The sequence below is a fragment of the Clostridium moutaii genome (assembly GCF_041205085.1).
Lineage (GTDB): Bacteria > Bacillota > Clostridia > Clostridiales > Clostridiaceae > Clostridium_B > Clostridium_B moutaii.
Window position 1 is genome coordinate 37,671 of the sequence record NZ_JBGEWD010000015.1, and the last position, 20,276, is coordinate 57,946.

The 20,276-nt window shown below is 32.8% G+C and carries 18 protein-coding genes, 2 pseudogenes and 1 other annotated feature; of the genes and pseudogenes, 6 read left to right on the plus strand and 14 right to left on the minus strand.

The genetic code is table 11. The features are described from left to right. Nucleotides 1–7: 7 nt before the first annotated feature. Nucleotides 8–334 (plus strand): YHS domain-containing protein, encoded by a 327-nt coding sequence (locus tag AB8U03_RS13860; RefSeq protein WP_369705148.1) that lies wholly within the window; start codon nucleotides 8–10, stop codon nucleotides 332–334. Nucleotides 335–448: 114 nt separating this feature from the next. Here AB8U03_RS13860 and AB8U03_RS13865 read toward each other — a convergent pair whose 3' ends face one another. After that, the gene (locus tag AB8U03_RS13865; protein ID WP_369705149.1) at nucleotides 449–1,888 is read right to left on the minus strand and encodes an MFS transporter; all 1,440 of its coding nucleotides are present in this window, start codon (nucleotides 1,886–1,888) and stop codon (nucleotides 449–451) included. A gap of 507 nt (nucleotides 1,889–2,395) precedes the next feature. On the opposite strand from AB8U03_RS13865, the gene AB8U03_RS13870 reads away from it, so the two are divergent. Next, nucleotides 2,396–3,601, plus strand: coding sequence for a multidrug effflux MFS transporter (locus AB8U03_RS13870; protein ID WP_369705150.1), 1,206 nt, complete (start codon nucleotides 2,396–2,398; stop codon nucleotides 3,599–3,601). 13 nt (nucleotides 3,602–3,614) lie between these two features. Here AB8U03_RS13870 and AB8U03_RS13875 read toward each other — a convergent pair whose 3' ends face one another. Both AB8U03_RS13875 and AB8U03_RS13880 read right to left on the minus strand, forming a co-directional pair. Then, nucleotides 3,615–4,883 (minus strand): DEAD/DEAH box helicase, encoded by a 1,269-nt coding sequence (locus tag AB8U03_RS13875; protein WP_369705151.1) that lies wholly within the window; start codon nucleotides 4,881–4,883, stop codon nucleotides 3,615–3,617. Between the two features lie 341 nt (nucleotides 4,884–5,224). Continuing rightward, nucleotides 5,225–6,517: a hemolysin family protein gene (locus AB8U03_RS13880; protein ID WP_369705152.1), complete on the minus strand. Its 1,293-nt coding sequence runs from the start codon at nucleotides 6,515–6,517 to the stop codon at nucleotides 5,225–5,227. 285 nt (nucleotides 6,518–6,802) lie between these two features. On the opposite strand from AB8U03_RS13880, the gene AB8U03_RS13885 reads away from it, so the two are divergent. Next, on the plus strand, nucleotides 6,803–8,062 hold the full coding sequence (locus AB8U03_RS13885; RefSeq protein ID WP_369705153.1) for a hypothetical protein: 1,260 nt from the start codon (nucleotides 6,803–6,805) through the stop codon (nucleotides 8,060–8,062). Between the two features lie 161 nt (nucleotides 8,063–8,223). Here AB8U03_RS13885 and AB8U03_RS13890 read toward each other — a convergent pair whose 3' ends face one another. Further along, on the minus strand, nucleotides 8,224–9,504 hold the full coding sequence (locus AB8U03_RS13890) for a DUF4434 domain-containing protein (RefSeq protein ID WP_369705154.1): 1,281 nt from the start codon (nucleotides 9,502–9,504) through the stop codon (nucleotides 8,224–8,226). A 237-nt stretch (nucleotides 9,505–9,741) separates the two neighbouring features. Between AB8U03_RS13890 and AB8U03_RS13895 the strand changes: the two genes are divergently transcribed. Then, nucleotides 9,742–9,882 (plus strand): hypothetical protein, encoded by a 141-nt coding sequence (locus AB8U03_RS13895; protein WP_369705155.1) that lies wholly within the window; start codon nucleotides 9,742–9,744, stop codon nucleotides 9,880–9,882. A 127-nt stretch (nucleotides 9,883–10,009) separates the two neighbouring features. On the opposite strand, the gene AB8U03_RS13900 is transcribed toward AB8U03_RS13895, so the two are convergent. Then, the gene (locus AB8U03_RS13900) at nucleotides 10,010–10,318 is read right to left on the minus strand and encodes an MFS transporter (RefSeq protein WP_369705156.1); all 309 of its coding nucleotides are present in this window, start codon (nucleotides 10,316–10,318) and stop codon (nucleotides 10,010–10,012) included. Nucleotides 10,319–10,714: 396 nt separating this feature from the next. Next, nucleotides 10,715–11,176, minus strand: a complete 462-nt coding sequence (locus AB8U03_RS13905) for a GNAT family N-acetyltransferase (RefSeq protein ID WP_369705157.1) — start codon at nucleotides 11,174–11,176, stop codon at nucleotides 10,715–10,717. Nucleotides 11,177–11,596: 420 nt separating this feature from the next. Here AB8U03_RS13905 and AB8U03_RS13910 point away from each other — a divergent pair, with 420 nt between their 5' ends. Both AB8U03_RS13910 and asnB read left to right on the plus strand, forming a co-directional pair. Further along, nucleotides 11,597–12,754, plus strand: a complete 1,158-nt coding sequence (locus AB8U03_RS13910) for a hypothetical protein (protein ID WP_369705158.1) — start codon at nucleotides 11,597–11,599, stop codon at nucleotides 12,752–12,754. Between the two features lie 186 nt (nucleotides 12,755–12,940). Then, nucleotides 12,941–13,216 (plus strand) — a binding site (T-box leader). 46 nt (nucleotides 13,217–13,262) lie between these two features. After that, nucleotides 13,263–14,852, plus strand: coding sequence for an asparagine synthase B (asnB, locus tag AB8U03_RS13915; protein WP_369705159.1), 1,590 nt, complete (start codon nucleotides 13,263–13,265; stop codon nucleotides 14,850–14,852). A gap of 206 nt (nucleotides 14,853–15,058) precedes the next feature. Here the strand turns inward: asnB and AB8U03_RS13920 are convergent. The 8 genes and pseudogenes from AB8U03_RS13920 to AB8U03_RS13955 all read right to left on the minus strand — a co-directional run. Next, nucleotides 15,059–15,232: pseudogene (locus AB8U03_RS13920) on the minus strand (ATP-dependent Clp protease proteolytic subunit); the annotation flags it as partial. 21 nt (nucleotides 15,233–15,253) lie between these two features. Further along, nucleotides 15,254–15,604, minus strand: coding sequence for a helix-turn-helix transcriptional regulator (locus tag AB8U03_RS13925; RefSeq protein WP_369705160.1), 351 nt, complete (start codon nucleotides 15,602–15,604; stop codon nucleotides 15,254–15,256). Nucleotides 15,605–15,826: 222 nt separating this feature from the next. Continuing rightward, nucleotides 15,827–16,621 (minus strand): ABC transporter permease subunit, encoded by a 795-nt coding sequence (locus AB8U03_RS13930; protein WP_369705179.1) that lies wholly within the window; start codon nucleotides 16,619–16,621, stop codon nucleotides 15,827–15,829. 22 nt (nucleotides 16,622–16,643) lie between these two features. Continuing rightward, the gene (locus AB8U03_RS13935; RefSeq protein WP_369705180.1) at nucleotides 16,644–17,669 is read right to left on the minus strand and encodes an ABC transporter ATP-binding protein; all 1,026 of its coding nucleotides are present in this window, start codon (nucleotides 17,667–17,669) and stop codon (nucleotides 16,644–16,646) included. A gap of 179 nt (nucleotides 17,670–17,848) precedes the next feature. Then, a complete protein-coding gene (locus AB8U03_RS13940) occupies nucleotides 17,849–18,406 on the minus strand; it encodes a CDP-alcohol phosphatidyltransferase family protein (RefSeq protein WP_369705161.1) in 558 nt (185 codons plus the stop codon). Between the two features lie 91 nt (nucleotides 18,407–18,497). Further along, on the minus strand, nucleotides 18,498–18,842 hold the full coding sequence (locus tag AB8U03_RS13945; protein WP_369705162.1) for a hypothetical protein: 345 nt from the start codon (nucleotides 18,840–18,842) through the stop codon (nucleotides 18,498–18,500). Nucleotides 18,843–18,979: 137 nt separating this feature from the next. Then, complete coding sequence (locus AB8U03_RS13950) at nucleotides 18,980–19,546, minus strand: TetR/AcrR family transcriptional regulator (RefSeq protein ID WP_369705163.1); 567 nt, start codon at nucleotides 19,544–19,546, stop codon at nucleotides 18,980–18,982. A 92-nt stretch (nucleotides 19,547–19,638) separates the two neighbouring features. Further along, a pseudogene (locus AB8U03_RS13955) lies at nucleotides 19,639–20,164 on the minus strand (RNA polymerase sigma factor). Nucleotides 20,165–20,276: the final 112 nt, after the last annotated feature.

Here is a 20,276-nt window from a genome sequence, read left to right on the forward strand (position 1 = left end):
TTTTATAATGAGATTCTTAATAGAAAACTGGTTCTATATTTTAATATTTGTGACAATGGTATACATGATGTTTCGGGGAGGAGGTTGCTGTGGAGGTGATCATGGGAATCACAACAAACACAATGATTCTCATAGTAATGGTGGGCATATGGATCATCAAAGATATATTGAAAATTCAGAAATTGCTAACGCAGATATCGTGAAGGATCCTGTATGTGGCATGAAGGTATCAAAAAGAAATTCTATATCAAGATATATAAATGGCAAGGCGTATTATTTTTGCAGTGATAATTGTGCAAATAAATTTGAAAGGAATTACGTAAAGTACAAATAAACTAGTTATTAAAAAGGGCATGAAGGTTTCTCATTCACCTTCATGCTCTAAAAATAATTATCATAGAGGAATTATGATCTATACTGTCCGTTTATAATAAAATAATTTTAAGAATCAGGCAAGGTAACATTTCTTATCTTTCTCGCTGGTGTATAGTCTAAATGCAGTTATTAAAGCACCTATCAAACACAATATGGCAGCGGATATGTATACCCATCTCATTCCATACATAAATACATTATCTCTTCCTTTTACATAATCAATTACTCTATACCCCATTTTGTAACTCATTCTATTATACAGGAGAAGAGTTGAAAAAGAAGTTCCCACAACAAATCCCAAATTTCTGACAAGTGCATTCACGCTTCCCGCAATACCTAACTTATTTCTTGGCACAGTAGACATAATTAATGAATTATTAGGTGATTGAAACATCCCATTTCCTATGGTCATAATCACTATATAAATCACTATCATAATTAATGGGGACTTTTCACTCAAACTGGATATAAAAAATAATCCCAAGCTTGTGAAAAACAACCCAATCAATGTAAGCACCTCTGAACCAATTTTGTCTGATAGATGTCCACTTAAAGGAGCCACTATAGATAATACAACGGGAGATACCATCATATACAATCCAGTGGAGGCCGGAGAAAGCTTCATGGTATCTTGGAAATAAAATGGCAATATTATATTAGACGCACTTATTGCAACAAAAGAAATAAATCCACAAATTATACTTATGGAGAATAAGCTATTTTTAAAAATTCCCAATTGAAGCAGTGGTAATTTTATTTTAGTTTCTACAATAATAAATATTACAAAAGCTATAAGTGAAACTATAAATGAAGAAATCATAATTGGGTTATTGTATCCTATGCTCTGACCTTGAACCAACGCTCCAAACATCAATATAATAGATATCATAAATAAAAATGAACCTTTACCATCAAGTTTTTCATCAAGTACTTTATCTGACTTTGGAAATATTTTTATGGACATTATAAACACAATTATTCCTATTGGCACATTTATTAAAAATATATATTTCCAGCTAGCAGCCGAAACGATAAATCCACCTAATGGAGGACCTGTCATTCCACCTAATGCAACAGATGTTCCTATTATTCCAAGTGCACTTCCTCTCTCATTTGCTGGAAAAACTTGAGTTATAATTCCCTGATTGGTTGCCATAGTGGCAGCCGCCCCTACTGCCTGTATAGATCTTGCTGCTATTAAAAATGGCAGTGAATTTGTCAACCCACATAAAAGTGATCCTACAGTAAATAATATAACGCCAAATCTAAATACTTTGGTCTTTCCCTTTATATCACCCAGCCTTCCGAATATCAAAATAGTGGCTAAAATTGTTATCAAAAATCCGGTAACAACCCATTCTATACCTGCCATAGCAACATGTAATTTAGCAGACATATCCGGCAAAGCTACATTTACAATACTTCCATCAAGCGTTGACATAAATGTAGCTGAGACAACAGTAAATAAAATTATCCATCTCTTGTCATATGTTTTATTGTTTGTATTATTCAATTTTTTCACCTTCTAGTATATTAATTTTTTATAGTTATATTTAGGATCTAAAAATATTTTTTAATTTTCTATAATTAACCATTGATAATGTTAATTATAGAAAAAATCTCAAAAAAATAATAGCCCCCTGTGCAAATGGTTGGCTACTAGTTTATCTAAATAATTAATAGTAATATTAGTTGCCTAAGCAACTAGATTATATTATACTTACAGGATGTTAGCAGCACCCTGTTATTCTTCATTTTATATTTTATATTATATCACATTTTATTATTTTAAATCAACTAACAGAACCCATTTCAAAAAGGATTATGCTTTTCATTTTTAGGATTGTGTTTTATCTCATAAAAATTATATTATAATCGATTGGTCCTCAGCCTCAGCTTAAAAAAATTATCAAGAAGACTTGCACATCTAACCAGCTGGTGTTATAATTCAAGTTATTTGTATATGCAAATAATTTGAATTTCATGATCAATTAGAGCTTTTACTTGGGAGGAAAATTAGTTGGTATTTAAAATAAAAAACAATCAAAAAAAATTACCTGTGGGACTCATTATACTATTAGGAACTTTAAGTGCCTTTGGTCCACTTTCAATGGATATGTACCTACCATCACTGCCATTAATTGAAGAGCAAATGCACACCAGTGCCTCCTTGACACAAATGAGTATTACAACTTGTTTAATCGGACTTGCAGTAGGTCAATTGTTAATCGGACCTTATAGTGACAAGCACGGGCGAAAAAAACCTCTGGTAGTTGGACTAATTATTTTTACAGTCATCTCATTCCTATGTTCTTTTGTCACTTCAATTTGGATATTAATTGTGTTAAGATTTATTCAAGGATTATCTGGTTCAGCGGGCTTAGTAATTTCTAGAGCAATTGCCAAAGATTTATACGATGGTACAGAATTGACAAAATTCTTTTCATTATTGATGGCAGTAAATGGTGTATTCCCAGTTTTATCTCCTATTTTTGGAGGTATAATCTTAAAATTTACTACCTGGAAAGGTATCTTCATTGTTTTAGGCATTATCGGCACAATTTTATTTTTAGCAACACTTCTCTGTTTTAAAGAAACATTGACAATTGATAATTCCCCAGAAAGCGAATCTCAACATCCGCTTACCATAATTAAGTCTTTAGTTAGTGACAAGGTCTTTATCAGTTATGCCTTAATACAGGGATTGGTTATGGGCGCAATGTTCTGTTATATTTCTGGTTCTTCTTTTGTATTGCAAAATATGTTTGGTTTATCTTCCCAGGGCTTCAGTTTGGTATTTGCAATTAATGGTCTAGGTATTGTCTTAATGTCCCAAATTACAGGTAGATTAGCTAGTAGATTCGGAGAAAATTTATTATTGCAAACAGGTATTTCCGTTGCTGGCTTAGGAAGTATCGCTTTATTTGGCAGCTTATTTTTACCAAGGCATTTATTAATGGTAACTGTTCCACTGTTCTTTATTGTATCAATGGTGGGTATGGTAAGCACATCTTCCTTTTCTTTAGCAATGCAAAATCAAAAAAAATCAGCTGGAAGTGCTTCTGCAATACTAGGGCTTGGTATGAACTTAATTGGCGGATTGCTCTCTCCATTGGTAGGTGTTGGTGGAAGTTACACTTATGTACCAATGGCTGCACTTATTCTCATTTGCGATATCAGTGCTGTTTTGATTTTCTATTTATACTTGAACAAACAAGTTCCATAGACTAAATTTAAGGTTATTTAAATTCTGCTATTATTTTTTTGTTTTTTCTAAAATAGCTGTTTTTGCTATTTTTACCACCAGATGTTTTCTTTCTTATGTCCTTATTTTTCACTACACCTGAAGTGCCTATAGCCACACTTGAACTATTCACAGTATATGGATGTTCTGCAATGACCGGTATTGACTTTGATATAATTTTTTCAATATCCATGAGATATTGTCTTTCTTCCGCATCACAAAATGAAAGCGCAATTCCTTTTGATCCTGCCCTTCCAGTACGTCCGATTCTATGAACATAGGTTTCTGGTACGTCCGGTAAATCAAAATTTATTACATGAGATATTTTTTCTACATCAATACCCCTTGCAGCTATGTCAGTTGCTACCAACACTCGTATTTTCTTTTCCTTAAAGTTACTTAATGCAAGTTGTCTCGCATTTTGTGACTTATTCCCATGAATAGCTTGAGCCTTTATCCCAGCTTTAACAAGATCTCCTGTTATTTTATTTGCACCATGTTTCGTTCGAGAAAATACAAGAACAGATTCAAAAGATTTATCCCTTAGGAGGTGAATAAGCAAAGACCTTTTATTTCTTTTCTCAACAAAATATACCGCCTGCCTAATAGTATCAATAGTAGATGAAACAGGAGTAACTTCTACCTTTACTGGTTTTATTAGAATGGAATCTATTAATTTTGAAATTTTCTGAGGCATAGTGGCCGAAAATACCATGGTTTGTCTATCTTTAGGAAGTTTTACTATAATTCTTTTCACATCATGTCCGAGCCCCATATCAAGCATTCGGTCTGCCTCATCAAGTACGAAAAACTTTATATGTTGTAGATTTATATATTTTTGCTGCATTAAATCCAGCAGCCTACCGGGTGTTGCAATTAAAATATCTACTCCTGACTTTAATGCATCCGTCTGCGATTTTTGTGAAACTCCACCAAAAATAACAGTATTTTTTAGTCTTGTATATTTTCCATATGAAGTAAAGCTTTCTCCAATCTGCATAGCTAATTCCCTGGTGGGAGCTAACACCAATGCCTTAATATTCGAAGATTCTTTTTGAACTATTTGACTATTATAAATAAGTTGTAATATAGGAACAGCAAAAGCTGCTGTTTTTCCAGTACCCGTCTGGGCACACCCCTCAAAATCATTTCCTTCAAGTATAGCTGGAATAGATTGTTCCTGTATAGGAGTAGAACCGGTATATCCCTGGTTTTTTAGAGCCCTTAAAATAGGGTCAATAATATTTAATTTCTGAAATAACATTTTTCTCCTTTGTAAGTAACTGCCAATTTTTTATATCTTATTGAATTCAATCAAACTGACGGCCCTGCTTATTATTTTCTACATATTTTTTATTTTAGCTAATATTCCATCTTGTCTTAAAATCTAATTATAGACAACTAAAAAGCCCTCAAATAGGTTAACTATTTAAAGGGCAAAATATTCATTAATTATATACTAGAAATATTTCCTGCTTAATATCTTTTTGACCTTCTCTAAATGATTTGTATTTCATTATTAGCTATTAATTTAAGTTCTTAATAAGAATAACATTGTTTATTATATAAAGCAAGCTATTTTAATCTTTAGCCCTTGGCAACCAGCTAAGTTTTAGCAATCATAACCAATACCTTGCTTATTCTCTTTCTATCACACTGTAGCACAATAAATTCATAGTTTTCATAAGTTATTTTATCATTAACATGTGGATATGAAAGCAGCTGTGAATAAATCCATCCACCTAAAGTATCAATATTTTCACTTTCAATACTAATTTTAAGCAGATCATTTACATCCTCAAGAAGAATTTTACCATCTAAAATATAATTTCCATCTTCAGTCTTACTTATTTCACTGCTTTCTTCATGAAACTCATCCTGGATCTCACCAACAATTTCCTCCAAAATATCTTGAACAGTCACAAGTCCAAGAGTTCCTCCATATTCGTCTATAATTATTGCCATCTGAGTTTTTTCTTTCTTGAACACTTTAAGCAGCTCACTTATGGAAATCCATCTTGGAATAAACTTAACTTGACGGATAATATTTTTTATACTTTCTATTTTGCCTTCAATTTTTTGCTTGTATAAATCTTTAATGTGCACGAACCCAATAATATTATCTTTACTGTTCATGCATATTGGATATCTTGTATGTTGATGTTCCAACGCAAAAGCTACAATTTCTTCAAAAGAGTCATCTACATAAATACAGGACATGTCAGTACGTGGTATCATTATATTCTTTACAGTTTTATCAGAAAAATCAAATATATTATCCACAAAAGTCAGCTCCGTTTTATCTATGAGCCCATGTCTGTAGCTTTCTTCAAGCAGTAGTTTTATTTCTTCATCTGTATAAGCATCATCATTTTCATTAACTTGTGAAATTCCAAATATTTTTAAAACAAGATCTGTACTGTGATTAAAAGTCCACATTACTGGGTAAGTTGCTTTATAAAATATAATAAGAGGAAGCGCCGTATACATGGCTATTTTTTCTGTACTCACAATTGCCAATGATTTAGGTGCAAGCTCCCCCAACACAATATGAACGGCAGTTATAATTGCAAATCCAATTACAAAACAGACTGAGTGTATAACAGTTTCAGGAACATGGAGCAAATTAAATAGCGGCATCATCATGTCTGAAACTGCAGGTTCTCCCACCCACCCCAAACCTAAAGATGCCAAAGTTATTCCCAGCTGACATGCAGATAAATATGAGTTCAAATCCTGTATTATCTTTAAAGTAAATTTTGCACTTTTATTTCCATCAAGCACTAATGTTTCTATTCTAGACTTCCTAACCTTTACAATGGAAAATTCTGTAGCAACAAAAAAAGCATTCATGAATACAAGCAAACATATGACAATAATATTTATTAAAGTAATCATAATTTAGCAGTTTCCCTTTCCTGTCACCCTTATATTATGGTGTGACGCGGGCTCAGGTTGCAATTCCATTAAAAATTCCTCCTTAAAATATAAAATACCCTTATTATAATAATATCACAAAAAACCAATTTAATAATAGAATTTTTTTATTTTTTCCATATTGGTATAAATCTCCTGTTTTAGGATCAGTGAATCTTATTTCAAATTCCATATGTTTAAAGAATAAAGACTTATACATATTTAGATAACCTAATGAGCATAATAGAGAAAAAAGGAGTGATAATAATGTTTAATCCGTTTGACCAAAAGCCCATACCCCTAGAAGATGGTATCATGGACTGGAAAACCATGTATCCAAAGTCATATTCAAAACAAAATGTTGATCCCTATACAAGAGTTCGTATCATTTTGATGAATGGAATTGAAGTGGAAGCAGCTCTTTTCTCTCATCAATTTCATCGTCATTGCAACAACAATGACCTGCGCCGAGAATTGGCGATGTTGCGCCGAGTTGAACAGCAGCAGCAAAAGCACATTAACTGGCTCAAACCCATTGATGAAACACAGCTTGAAACAACTATCGGATACGAGCATGTTGCTGTGGACCTGACCGCCTGGCTAGCACAAAATGAACCTAATTCTTATGTGAAACAGGCACTTGATTTTGCATTGCTAGAGGATTTCGATCATCTTTACCGTTATTCAAATCTATTGGATTTAGATGAAAACATTCCTTCACAGCAATTGGTAAAAAAATATGTGGATATTACTCCGGGACGTCCAACCATTGCAGAACACCGTTATCCGGAAGAGGAAGCCAAGCGATTTGTTGATTTTAAAATGGCAGATATCCGTACAAAGTTAAGTACCATGATAATTACGGCAGGAGAACAGCAGACAATGAATTTTTACATGAACCTAGGCAATACATACTACAACGATGTAGGACGCCAGCTTTATATGGAAATTGCTATGATAGAAGAACAGCATGTAAGCCAATACGGATCACTTATTGACCCGAACTGCACATGGCTGGAAAGTTTATTGCTGCATGAATATATGGAATGCTATCTTTATTATTCCTTCTATCAGGATGAAGTGGATATGAATGTAAAATCCATTTGGGAGATGCATCTACAGCAGGAAATATCTCATTTACACAAAGCATCCGATCTTCTCGCCAAATATGAAAACAAACAGTGGGAGCAGGTTGTTCCTGGTGCTTTTCCAGAATTGCTTAAATTTCATGACACTAGGGACTATGTACGAAACGTTCTTGCAAATCAAATTGAACTGACCGCGGATAAAGAAGATTTCAAAAATGTTCATGATCTTCCTTCAGATCATAAATTCTTCTATTATCAAAACAAAGTAAACCATGACGTTTCCGCAGTAGCTAGTCATGTGGTAATCCATCAACATCAGAAGCAGAAAGATGAAGATTATCGTTCAGAATCACATCCAAATCCAGTATCCGAATTATCAGATCGAAAACAAGACAATACTACGATAGCAAGAACAAATAAATCCATGTCAATAATTTAGGCACAAAATATTAATTGAAATTGTGGCACTAGTTTTAAGACTTTGCCACAATTTTTATATACCTTTCCTATATTAATGTTATATTTATACATAATTAATTTATAGATGTAAATTACTGCTGTAAGCGCAGTATAAATTGTAACTTCCCTGGCATACAGAACTTATGAGCTAACATCGCCATTTTTTTTAACTGTGATTTTTCTTGATACATTTCCCCAAAAATCAACAGTTTCTATTTCATACTTGGATTTTTTTGAACTATTCCTGCATATAAATTCTCCTAATGATTGTTCTTTATTTCCACCATACTTTCTCTGAACTGAAGGAGAATATATTTCTTTTCCATTACAATATAATTTATACCCTGCCGCATTTTTAGCTATTTCCCATTGAATCAAAGTTTTATTATTCACTTTATTAATTTTAATCCATTGAGGTACATCAGGTTTTTTATTATAAATTTCATGTTGATACAAATATCTTTTATATGCTCTATGAAAACCGCTATTTATATTGTTTGGACTATAATAATGGCTATAGGCAAAAGTTATCATGTCATCTACAAATGGATTCTCAAATCTCATCTGATTTATAAATCTCTTTATGGGGGCACTAGACCAATCAGTATGATCAAAGGTTTCCACGTTGGCCCAGAATAAAATCCCTTTTTTTGACTTTACAGCTTTATTAAGAGCATTAAACCAATCTTTTACCTCTGTTATATCGAGACCACCTCCACCAACTGAGTCCTGTGGACAGAAGATATCTCCTTTTTTTAAATTAACCAGTTTAAAAAAATGCTTCCAATTATTTGCATGAGTTTGTGGAATTGAATATTTTGAGTTCATAAAAGGCGATATCATAAGTGGGAGCCTTGTACTATTATTGTCCATATAATTTAAATTTATATTAACAGCATTGGCTAATATCTTAAAATCCCTTCGATTTTTAAAATTAAGATTATCCACTTCATATACCCAATACCACCCATAAAAAGCGTTTTTATATTTTTCATGATATTTTTCATATAATTCCTGTACTACCAGGTTTCCTTTTTTCATCTGGTTATATAACCATTCTGGTTTTCTAGGTCCTATTTTCCACCACATGCTGTTATAATCAATTCCCAGGAATACTTTAAACCCGGCTTTTTCGCAGTTTCTTAGACACATATCTACTACATCGTATGATCCTATCTCACTTTCATCTTTTATTGAAGTTTTATATATTCTCCTAATGTTTTGATTTTGGACAATAAAAGTATTCATAACAATATATTTCATTTTGACTTCTTTTAAATAGAAAAGCTCTCTCTGCCATTTTAAATCGTTCCAGTTCATCACCATATCCGGTTGAATAAATGTTCCTGATACTTGTGGAAAATACTTCTTTTTTACTTCATCATAACAATTAATCAATCTGTAAAAAAACTTACTAATCATATCATACCTCTCATCAGACTTTCAATTATTTATATCTTCTATAAAAGGAATATGATTTTTCATGATTTTATAGAACATTATAATTTATTCTCAAATAAAAAATCCCGGGTATCTTATATTTGCCATATCGTGATGCCAGTACAACAATAAATTTTGCCCAGGGGTATTTATTTATCAAGTAAATTTAACAAGCGATATTGGTTTTTATAGAAAACTTTCGATTCGGGAAGCTTTTGAATGCGTTCCGCAAATTTTATTGTAGACTATCCAACTAATCTATCTTTGTTCATTGACAGTAATAATGCTGGTATAATAGAAATCACCATAAATCCAATGGACCACCAAAATGCAACATCATATGCACTTGCCACTGCTTGAGCACTTAATACTGAGTTAGCAGACAACTGATGTTCAATGATTGTTACAAGTACTGCCGATCCAAATGCTCCACCTATAGTTTGAAAAATTCTTGTTGCAATGCTGGCCTGAGGTATTTGTTCTCTATTTAGCCCTCTATATACGCAGAAGCCATAATTGGAATAAATAATCCGCCAAGTCCTGCTCCTCGTATGACAAGTGCCACTGCCAGCAAAATTTGGTTGGTATTAGCGTCTGCAAAAGCAAATGGAATCGTGCCAGCAATTGTGATGACAAGACTTGTTACAACAATTATACGTGAACCAATACTGTCAATTAGTCTTCCAATCCAACTTCTTGTCAATAACATACCAACTCCCTGTGGAATCAATAAAAATCCGGTAAATAAAACACTTTTTCCGCGTACTTGCTGATAGTATAGTGGAAGTACCAGCATAGCTCCATTAACAATAATGGTAAAAATTTTATCTCTTCAATTCCTCAAATAATGCATCCAAGAAATGAATGTAAAACGACAAAAGCCATGATTTTGATTCTAAAGAATGCTGAAATGCGCGGTGAAATCAACCTTGAAAAAATTAGTCCCAGAGTTATTTCATTGCCTATGGACTTGTTACGGTATGAACTTTTTACTACTCATAAGCCAATATCTGATAAGACAATTAAAGAGATCGTTGATGATATTTTTATGCCACTTGTTCCTAAATAATTATTTTGAAGTTAAAAAGGCATTTCTGCCTTTTAGTATTCCACTTTTTCCTATAGATAAATCAGCCTGCATACAAATTATTAAATTAATTCTGTCTTAGCTTCAATTACAAATATTGCTTTTTTACTTTAATAAATATACCATAGGGGTAAATCTAATACCATCTACAGTTTGCTCTTTGTCTGTATCAAAAAAACCAAGACGATGGTAAACTTCTACTGCATACGGAGAAGAATTTACTGTAATCTTGGTAATATTATTCTTACTTTCACATACCTTTTCAACTGTTTCAAATAAACTTCTTGCTATACCTTGCCTATGGTACTCCTTATTTACAAACAGCATACATATATGATTAATTCCTCTTGTTGCAATTACCCCTGTTAAATTATCATTATCTATACATTCCCAAAAGCATATTTCTCCTTTATCAAATTTTTCAATGATAGAATTGTATGATACAAATTTTCTGAACTCCTCAATACCTTGCTTTGAATAATCTGGTGCTTCAAATTCTTGAAATACTGTCCACACTAACTCAAGAGTCTTTCTAATATTATTTTTCCCCGGCTTTATAATTTTCACACAAACACACCTACCTAATAAACTATATTACTTCACATTTTATTACTATTATGCATTAACTTATAAGTGATTATATCATCTTATACAATGTCTTACTATTTACCTACCGGGCTTTCACTAAAAGAACTGTTATATTATCTGAAAGCTAAAAATCATTAGAAATACTAAAGACAATATATAGACTTGAATAAAAACAGGCATTATCAACATCTGTATCCTATTTTTTACAGTACCAAATGAATGATTCATTCAAGATACATGTTATTCTCATATACCCATTTTGCCAATGCTTTACATTAATGGGTGCTTTGATTCTGAATTTTTTAGTCCATTATACTTAATTTTTAAGTTTGACACAAATATTTATCTACTTTATAATTTAGTTACACAATCAGAGAGAATAAGGAAGCGAAAATTAATATGATAAATATTATCAAAACTGCAATTATAACTATAGTAATATCATTTATATCTGGGTTACTGTTAGATTATTATAAAAATTTAGCACCTAGAATATTATGTACTATAGGAAATGGTATACCTATGGCAATAAATAACAAAAGAATTTTTGCATATATTATTACTGTTAGCAACGTATCGAATAAAATAATTCATGAGTTAAATCTAAATATACAAAGCTCGCAAAATAACTTAAAAATTACAGATGCCAAGATAACAAAAGGTTTAAAATTTGATTCTTCAATAAAAGATAATATTTTAGATGTCTATATACCTTTTTTAAGTAATGGTGATAAATTTTCAGTTACATTATATGTAGAAAATCAATATGCGGTACCTAGCAAGCCTGTTATTATAATTAGATCACCTGAAAATTTTAAGAGGATAAACTCTATAGAACAAAATGGAATCCTATCCTTATTGTTTAATATACCTAAAAATATAAATCAGGCAATATCGAAAATAATGAAAAAAAACGAAGCAACAGTTCCCAATAAAAAAGATGATCTTACAAAGGTTATAAATAAGGCATCAGGCGCTGAAAAAACAACAAATAAGGAAAGTAGAGAAATTATCCATAAAAATAAGAAATCTAGCAAAAATAAACGTGCGATGATAATTATTGTATCAATTATTTTAGTTATGATTGTTGGAGTTTTAGGGAAATCTTATTTAAAAGGGAAATCTACTAATACAATAACTCCCGCTGTAAAAACTACCGTTCACAAACAATCCACTGATACAACAGGATCAACAGGTGGAACGAATAAAAATACAGATACAAATACATCAACAGATGGAACCACCGGAAATACAGATTCAAAATCATCAACAGATGGAACCACTGGAAATACAGATTCAAAATCATCAACTGGAGAATCAACTGGAAATACAGGTTCAAATTCATCAACTAGTGGAGCAACTGGAAATACAGATTCAAAATCATCAACTGGTGGAACCACCGGAAATACAGATTCAAAATCATCAACTGGTGAAACAACTGGAAATACAAATTCAAATTCATCAACTGGTGGATCAACTGGAAATACAAATTCAAATTCATCAACTGGTGGATCAACTGGAAATACAGGTGGAACAACTGAAAATACAGGTAACTAACGTATCAATATATTTTTTTGAAATATATTGTATACTACAGGATGTTTGCCGCATCCTGCTTTTATTTTCTGTATTTCTAATTAATTTATCGTGGTTATCCACAATTACTTAAATACATAATTTTGTCGTATTAGAGTAAAAGGTGTTGACAAAAAAATATACACAGTTTAAAATTAAACTCATCAAATAAAAGCGATAATGGAGACAAGTAAAAAAATATTTCACCGACAGTGAGCTGGGGATAGTGTGAACCCGGTGGCAGATTTTTTTTGAATAACACTCCGGAGTTGCAAACTGAAATGTTTGTGAACTGTACTTTAAACCAAAGGTTTAAGACAGTTTCAGATAAAGTAGGGGCGTCGTATTCCATGCGTTATTTGGATACCAGTAGTAGCTGGAAAGAGACCAATATGATATGGTAAATTAGGTGGCACCACGGATAAGCGTTAATTCGTCCTATTATTAAGACGAGTTGACGCTGTTTTTATATCTAAGGAGGACTATTAATATGTGTACAATTATGTGCTATACGGGAACAGACATGAAATATGAAAAATTTGCAAAAGCATTGCAGAGAACCGAGTCGAGAGGGCCAGATATGATGGAGATTCTTACTTTGCCATCTGGTATTTTGGGGTTTCAAAGACTTTCTATTATGGATTTAAGCTTTAGCGGAATGCAGCCATTCACAAGGAAGATGGATGCAGCTATCTGTAATGGCGAAATTTACGGTTTTCGTAAAATCAAAAGGGAACTAATAAAAAAGGGACACAAATTTATTTCTGATAGTGATTGTGAAATATTACTTCCCATGTATTATGAATATGGACTAGATATGTTTTCAAAATTAGATGCAGAATTCGCAACTATTATCTACGATGGGAAAAAGAACAGTTACATTGCAGCACGAGATCCAATTGGAATTCGTCCTCTATTCTATGGTTATTCTAAGTCAGGTAAAATCATATTTGCAAGTGAAGCGAAAAATTTAATTGGTCTTACAGACAAGATTATGCCATTTCCACCAGGACATTATTATGCTGACGGTAAATTTACATGCTATTGTGATATTGCAGCAACAGAAGGTGAATATTGCAAGGATGACTTAGAAGTTATTTGCAATAAAATTCATGATAAATTGGTAGCTGCTATAGAAAAACGTATGGATGCCGATGCTCCTGTAGGTTTCTTGTTAAGTGGCGGTCTAGACAGTTCATTGGTATGTGCAGTTGCCCAAAAAATGAATCCTGAAAAACCAATTAAAACATTTGCCATAGGTATGACTGAAGATGCAATTGACTTAAAATATGCACAGGAAGTTGCAGATTACATTCACAGTGATCATACCGTTGTTTATATGACAAAAGAGGAAGTGATTGAATCACTTGATGAGGTTGTCAAAATTCTTGGAACATACGATATTACCACGATAAGGGCAAGTATGGGAATGTATTTGCTTTGCAAGAAGATACACGAGATTTCTGATGTCAGAGTGCTTCTGACCGGTGAAATTTCTGATGAATTATTTGGTTATAAATATACTGATTTTGCTCCAAATGCAGAAGAATTTCAAAAGGAATCGCAAAAGAGAATCCGAGAGCTTTATATGTATGATGTACTTCGTGCAGACCGTTGTATCAGCTCAAATTCTATAGAAGCAAGGGTACCATTCGGAGATTTGGATTTTGTAAAATACGTCATGGCCATCGACCCTGAAAAGAAATTGAACAAATACAACAAGGGTAAGTATCTTTTGAGACACGCATTTGAAGGCGATTATCTGCCGCATGATATTTTATATCGCGAAAAAGCAGCATTTAGTGATGCTGTAGGGCATTCCATGGTAGATTATTTAAAAGAATATGCAGAAACATATTATTCTGATGAAGACTTTGAAAAACTATGCAGGAACTATGAATATCACGTTAAACCATTCACAAAAGAATCCTTGTTATACAGGGAAATTTTTGAAAAATACTATCCAGGACAAGCAGAAATGATAGTAGACTTTTGGATGCCGAACAAAGAGTGGGAAGGCTGTGACGTAGATGATCCCAGTGCTAGAGTATTAACAAATTATGGTGCCAGCGGTAAATAATGAGGATTCAGTGAATAGTATCTTTTCTAATGCTGCCAATTATGCTGATTTCATATATGTTATTAATCTACTTCAGTATTTTAAGGATTGGATCATAGAAGATAATAAAGATATATATACTTGAATAAAATACAGGCACTGTCATCACTGTATCCTATTTTTACAATGCCGATAGTGCCTATGTTTTTTATCTAATCATGCAATAACGGGTTTTGGAAAACGGATTCAAGATACAAAAGCTTTGCCACAATGACACTTGCCGTTGCATCCGTCACATCGTCATTCAACATCACTATCCTGTCCTTTAGAAGTCTGGAATATATATCATAAGAACGCTGTCCTGAATTTGTATGGTCAACAACAACTGGCACATATCTCATCAAACCACCACTTTACTGTATTTATGCTGCCATAAAAGCAATACCATTGTCTGGATTTTTCCTGAATTTTCTGGGAGGTGTTCCATAAAGCTTTTTAAACGCTTTTGTAAAAGCTTCCTGTGAACTAAATTGATATTTCAATGCTATATCCACAATTTTGCTATCCGTATTTACAAGATCCTTTGCAGCTTCTTCAAGTCTTCTTTTTCTTATATATTCGGCTACGAATTCCCCTGTAACAGCATGAAAGATTCTATGAAAATGAAACTTCGACAGAAACACTTTCCCTGCAATATCTTCAAGCCCTGTTTTTTTATCCAAATTATCATTTATATATTCAATGGATTTTCTAATACAGACATTATAATTCATCCAAGATCAACTCCTTCTTCTGAGCTTTTCTATATTATATACCAGTCACCAACGTAAATCCTGTCTTTTTTTGCTCCTCTACTATAAGAGAATTATCTTTGTTTTCTTGTACAACCTTAATTTATACAAAAGAAGATTGTAAACAAGAAACTACTTCTGCCTGGTTGGGCACAGTAATACAATTTGATTTGAAATTCAGTATTTTAAATCGGCTTGAAACATTCAAATCAGCTTTTCAGGAATAAACCTGGAGGAAATTCTCTTTATCAATATATAATCAAGTATCAGCAGAATGGTGCCTCCTATAAGCATTACAGACTTGCTGAGTAAAAGTACGCCTGTCATCTGGCCCACCAGTAAAAGAATTACTGGAATGAGAAGAAATCCGCTTACCTGCTGTGCTTCCTGAAAAGTTTCTGATTTTGCAGATACCATAACAGTAAATGTCAGCGATAATAAATTGACTGCAGGTGCAATCCAAAATATGATTATGAGCCATTTTATATCCGGGAAAATAAGTTTTCCAAAATATATGAAACCGCCAATGTCAAATATAATGCCGAAGATTATAAATGAAATAAAGGTAATTATATAAGATGGTATAAAGACACCTAAAATCTTGGCCCTTAGCAGCTGTTCCATAGATATCGGGGTATAAAGCAGAGATTCCATGGTATTGTGTTCCTTTTCTCCCACAAAACTGCTGGCTCCGATAACTCCTGAACACATTATTGGAATTATAAGAAAATATGACGGAAACATAAAGTTCAGCGATACTTTTATTAAAAGCTGGGCAGGGGTATATGCATTATATTCTGAAGGCAGCTTTTTTAAAAGAGGAGCCATTTTTGTAAACGTACTTGAATCATTTCCAATGAAATTCGCACCTACAAGTACTGCCAGAGGTATAATTACAATCAGGACAATGGGCACAATAGCCATGGGAACAATAACCCGTTTTGAACTTGTTATTTCATTTACATCTTTATATATCAACGCTTTTTCACTTTTATTAATCATTTTTCAAGTCACCTCAAACTTATAGTGTTATATCATCATATATACCCTTGATATATTTAAAGTACAGCTGTTCCAGAGACCATTTCTGCTGTATTGCCTCATAGATTTCCCCGCCGCCTGCCAGTATATTTTGTATTAGAGTATTCGCATCTTTGTCTCCCGAAATAGACTTGCTGTATGTTCCATTGCCTTCATAAATGAATCCAAATCTTTTCAGAATATTCTTTCCTCTTATCTTCAATTGAAGAGCTGCATTTTTCCTTGAGGCAAGCTCCTCGAATGTACCCAGACCAAGGACATATCCATTATTTATAAAGCCGTATAGCGTACAAATATCCTCAGCATATTTTAACTGATGTGTGCAGAGAAATATTGTAACCTGATTTTCCTCTGCAAGTTCTTTTATGAGTCTTGTAACATTCAGTGCATTTTCCGGATCCAAACCAGAAGTAGGTTCGTCAAGAAATAAAATCTGAGGATTGTGAACTAATGCTACAGCCAGTGAAACCCTCTTTCTCATTCCTGTACTGAAAGATTTCACCTTTTTGTTTTTTACATCTGACAGCTCCANAAATAAAATCTGAGGATTGTGAACTAATGCTACAGCCAGTGAAACCCTCTTTCTCATTCCTGTACTGAAAGATTTCACCTTTTTGTTTTTTACATCTGACAGCTCCAGTCTTTTTAATATAAAGTCCACCCGTTCATCAAGAAGTTTTTCTTCCATCTCATGCATTTTTCCAAAGAACATCAGATTCTGTCTGGCAGTAAGATTTTCATAGCAGGAAGCGCTTTCTGTCATAACTCCACACAATCTATGAATCTCGATATTATTTTTCCCTACAGGTATCCCCAGAATTTCAGCATGTCCTGATGATGCTGAAAGAATCCCATTTAGGATTCTAACTGTGGTGGTTTTCCCCGAGCCATTGGGACCGAGAAAGCCGAATATCTCACCTTTTGGTATGCTCAGGCTTACACTGCTTAAAGCATTGACCTTTCCATCATAGGATTTTTTAAGACTTTCTATATTTATGGCATTCATCTGTCTCACCTAATTTCCCTTTCAATTTTTCAACAAGTAGATTGTACCGTTCATCTAGATAAATTGGCGTTTGTTCGTCATCAAGAAACAAGCAGTCGTTAATCTTCCTTACGCTTACTCATGATAAGGGGTGTTGTTTATGTATCTTATCAACAAGACTGCTTCTAATTGTAGAACATTCAGTGGCTTTCTGTTTTTATTCTTTTCATTAAAATTCTAAGTAGGGACGAGATAAACGCAAACGTAGTAATTACTATATAAATGGTAGTAGTAACAACTCTAAGCTGACCATTAGAAAGTAAAACTTGAAATATCAATATTATCATTGGCAACAAATAAAATGATATTGCCACAGCCCGCCCTATTGTATCAAATATAAAAACCTTTTCGTTTTTTTCGTTGCTTGCTGAAAGAAAAGATGTAATCCAAAATTCCAGAAATTTAAGTATAATAATTACCAACATTCCAAAGGGAAATAACCCTTGAAAATACAACGAACAACTTGTAGTAATAATAAAGAAAAAATCAGATACTACATCAAAAACTGCTCCCAATTTGGTCTGGGCTTTAAACTTACGAGCCATCTTCCCATCAAAAAAATCTGTCATTGCAATAATTGCAAATAATATACTACCCAATGTAATTTTATAATTATCCGAAAATAATATGGCACAAAATGTAACAGAAAGAGGAATCCGCAACAATGTTATAGTATTTATTAAAATTATTTTTAACATAACACGCCTCCTCTGCATATGCCTTTATTTCATTTACATCAAAATTAGAACAATGCTTGCACACTTTTACTTTTCTCATGACTAATCTCCTTTATTTAAATAACTTAGTGGTAATCCATAAGGCTAATCCAACAATAGGAACAAAGCTCATCAACGTAAGAATTAACTCCATTTCAAATCCGTATACATACACCATTAAACTCAATGCTGAAATCCAAACAGCAACTAGTTTGGACTCATTTGGCATTCCAGAGATGATACACATTCCAATCGTAATAGAGAGTACCCCTCCAACAACAAAACTCATAAAATTAGAGTTCAAAAAATTAAATGGATATAACGTTGCCCCATAAACAATTGAAAATATGGATACTACGATTAAACATATTCCCAAAATTGTGAGACCGTTCATCCTGAATTCTCCTTTTCTGTTCATTATATTCTCCTCCATACACCATATTTTTTGCAATAACACTATCTATATAATCTATGAATGAATTAAAATTATAATTCATTCATAGATTGGGTTAAATTAAAGGGAACCATTCAAATTCCCTCCCTGAATACATATTTTTAGGAAAATACTCCTTTTATAAAATATTTGACAAGTATCCTTAGTGTTTCATTATAGTCCTCAAAATCTTTGTCTGTGATATGGCAGTCAATATAATAAATGAATTCATATACTTTTAATATTTTATTTGTTACGTCTGCGTCATATCCTTCTTGATTTAAACGTTCCTTAAAAATATTGAACAAAAATTGATGAAATGTGTAATTAGTTGTTCCTAATTCCGAATAGTAATACTTGTGTAATACTTCTGATATTGTAGGATTATTCCATTCTGCAAGAATCTTATTGTTTAAGACAGATTCCAGAGTATAGGTAAAAAGTTCATCAATTACATCTACAGGCTTTCCATTCCAATGAACTTTATCAATCAGTTGCTTCCTTACCCTTTCATTCTCCTTTATATACGTTTCTAAAAATATTTCTTCTTTTGATTGATAATATTTATAAAACGAACCGACAGCTATCCCCGCTTTCTTTGCGATTTCAGATATATTTGTATTTTTATATCCATTTTCTAAAAACACTTCATATGCAGCCTTATCTAAATCCATTTTTTTATCATTCACAGGTAAACCTCCTTACTTTGCTATGAATGAATTAAATTTTATATTCATTCACGTTTATAGTAACATTGCTTCATACTTGTGTCAACTAGTTTTTATCTAACAATAGAATAGAAATTATCTTTTTTATCTTCAAACACGATACAGGGTTGTTTTACCAGATCCGTTTTTACCAACCGATCCATAAATTTCACCCCCACCCAGTTGTCGGTTTTCCCGAATAACTCACCGATTAGGAGAAATGACATTTCTCCAAACACCCGTAAAATAAAAACCTCTTTGTATGGCTCATTTAGATTATGGATCAAAACGTGCAATCGTCTTGCCGCATCTTTATCAAGATAATCTCTTTCTAAATCTGATGGTGTATATGTAAAATCTGTATCTATTTCCAGAGACACCTGATTTCGTTTTTTGGAAAGCGAGAAGTAAGTGTTTTTAGCAATCTGACAAAGCCATACGTATAATTTACAGCTACCATTAAACTTATCTATATGCCGCATGGCTTTGAAAAAAGTTTCCTGTATAACTTCTTCAGCAATATCCCCATTACGACACAGGGCTAGCACGTATTTATACATCAAAAAAGTTTTCTGCATATATTTCTTCAAAGTCTGCCATTTTACACCTCCCATATATAAGACTCAACTCTCGTAAAAGCGTTTCAAGGTTTTCAATTTTTTTCTACTTCAATACCAGCTAATTTCATTAAATATATAGCATTTCTCGTATC

Excerpts from the sequence above, each read along its gene's own strand:
- AB8U03_RS13860 (WP_369705148.1), top strand. The coding sequence starts at position 8 with ATGAGATTCTTAATAGAAAACTGGTTCTATATTTTAATATTTGTGACA.
- AB8U03_RS13875 (WP_369705151.1), bottom strand. The coding sequence starts at position 4,883 with ATGTTATTTCAGAAATTAAATATTATTGACCCTATTTTAAGGGCTCTA.
- AB8U03_RS13880 (WP_369705152.1), bottom strand. The coding sequence starts at position 6,517 with ATGATTACTTTAATAAATATTATTGTCATATGTTTGCTTGTATTCATG.
- AB8U03_RS13885 (WP_369705153.1), top strand. The coding sequence starts at position 6,803 with ATGTTTAATCCGTTTGACCAAAAGCCCATACCCCTAGAAGATGGTATC.
- AB8U03_RS13890 (WP_369705154.1), bottom strand. The coding sequence starts at position 9,504 with ATGATTAGTAAGTTTTTTTACAGATTGATTAATTGTTATGATGAAGTA.
- AB8U03_RS13895 (WP_369705155.1), top strand. The coding sequence starts at position 9,742 with ATGCGTTCCGCAAATTTTATTGTAGACTATCCAACTAATCTATCTTTG.
- AB8U03_RS13900 (WP_369705156.1), bottom strand. The coding sequence starts at position 10,318 with ATGCTGGTACTTCCACTATACTATCAGCAAGTACGCGGAAAAAGTGTT.
- AB8U03_RS13910 (WP_369705158.1), top strand. The coding sequence starts at position 11,597 with ATGATAAATATTATCAAAACTGCAATTATAACTATAGTAATATCATTT.
- asnB (WP_369705159.1), top strand. The coding sequence starts at position 13,263 with ATGTGTACAATTATGTGCTATACGGGAACAGACATGAAATATGAAAAA.
- AB8U03_RS13925 (WP_369705160.1), bottom strand. The coding sequence starts at position 15,604 with ATGAATTATAATGTCTGTATTAGAAAATCCATTGAATATATAAATGAT.
- AB8U03_RS13940 (WP_369705161.1), bottom strand. The coding sequence starts at position 18,406 with ATGTTAAAAATAATTTTAATAAATACTATAACATTGTTGCGGATTCCT.
- AB8U03_RS13945 (WP_369705162.1), bottom strand. The coding sequence starts at position 18,842 with ATGAACAGAAAAGGAGAATTCAGGATGAACGGTCTCACAATTTTGGGA.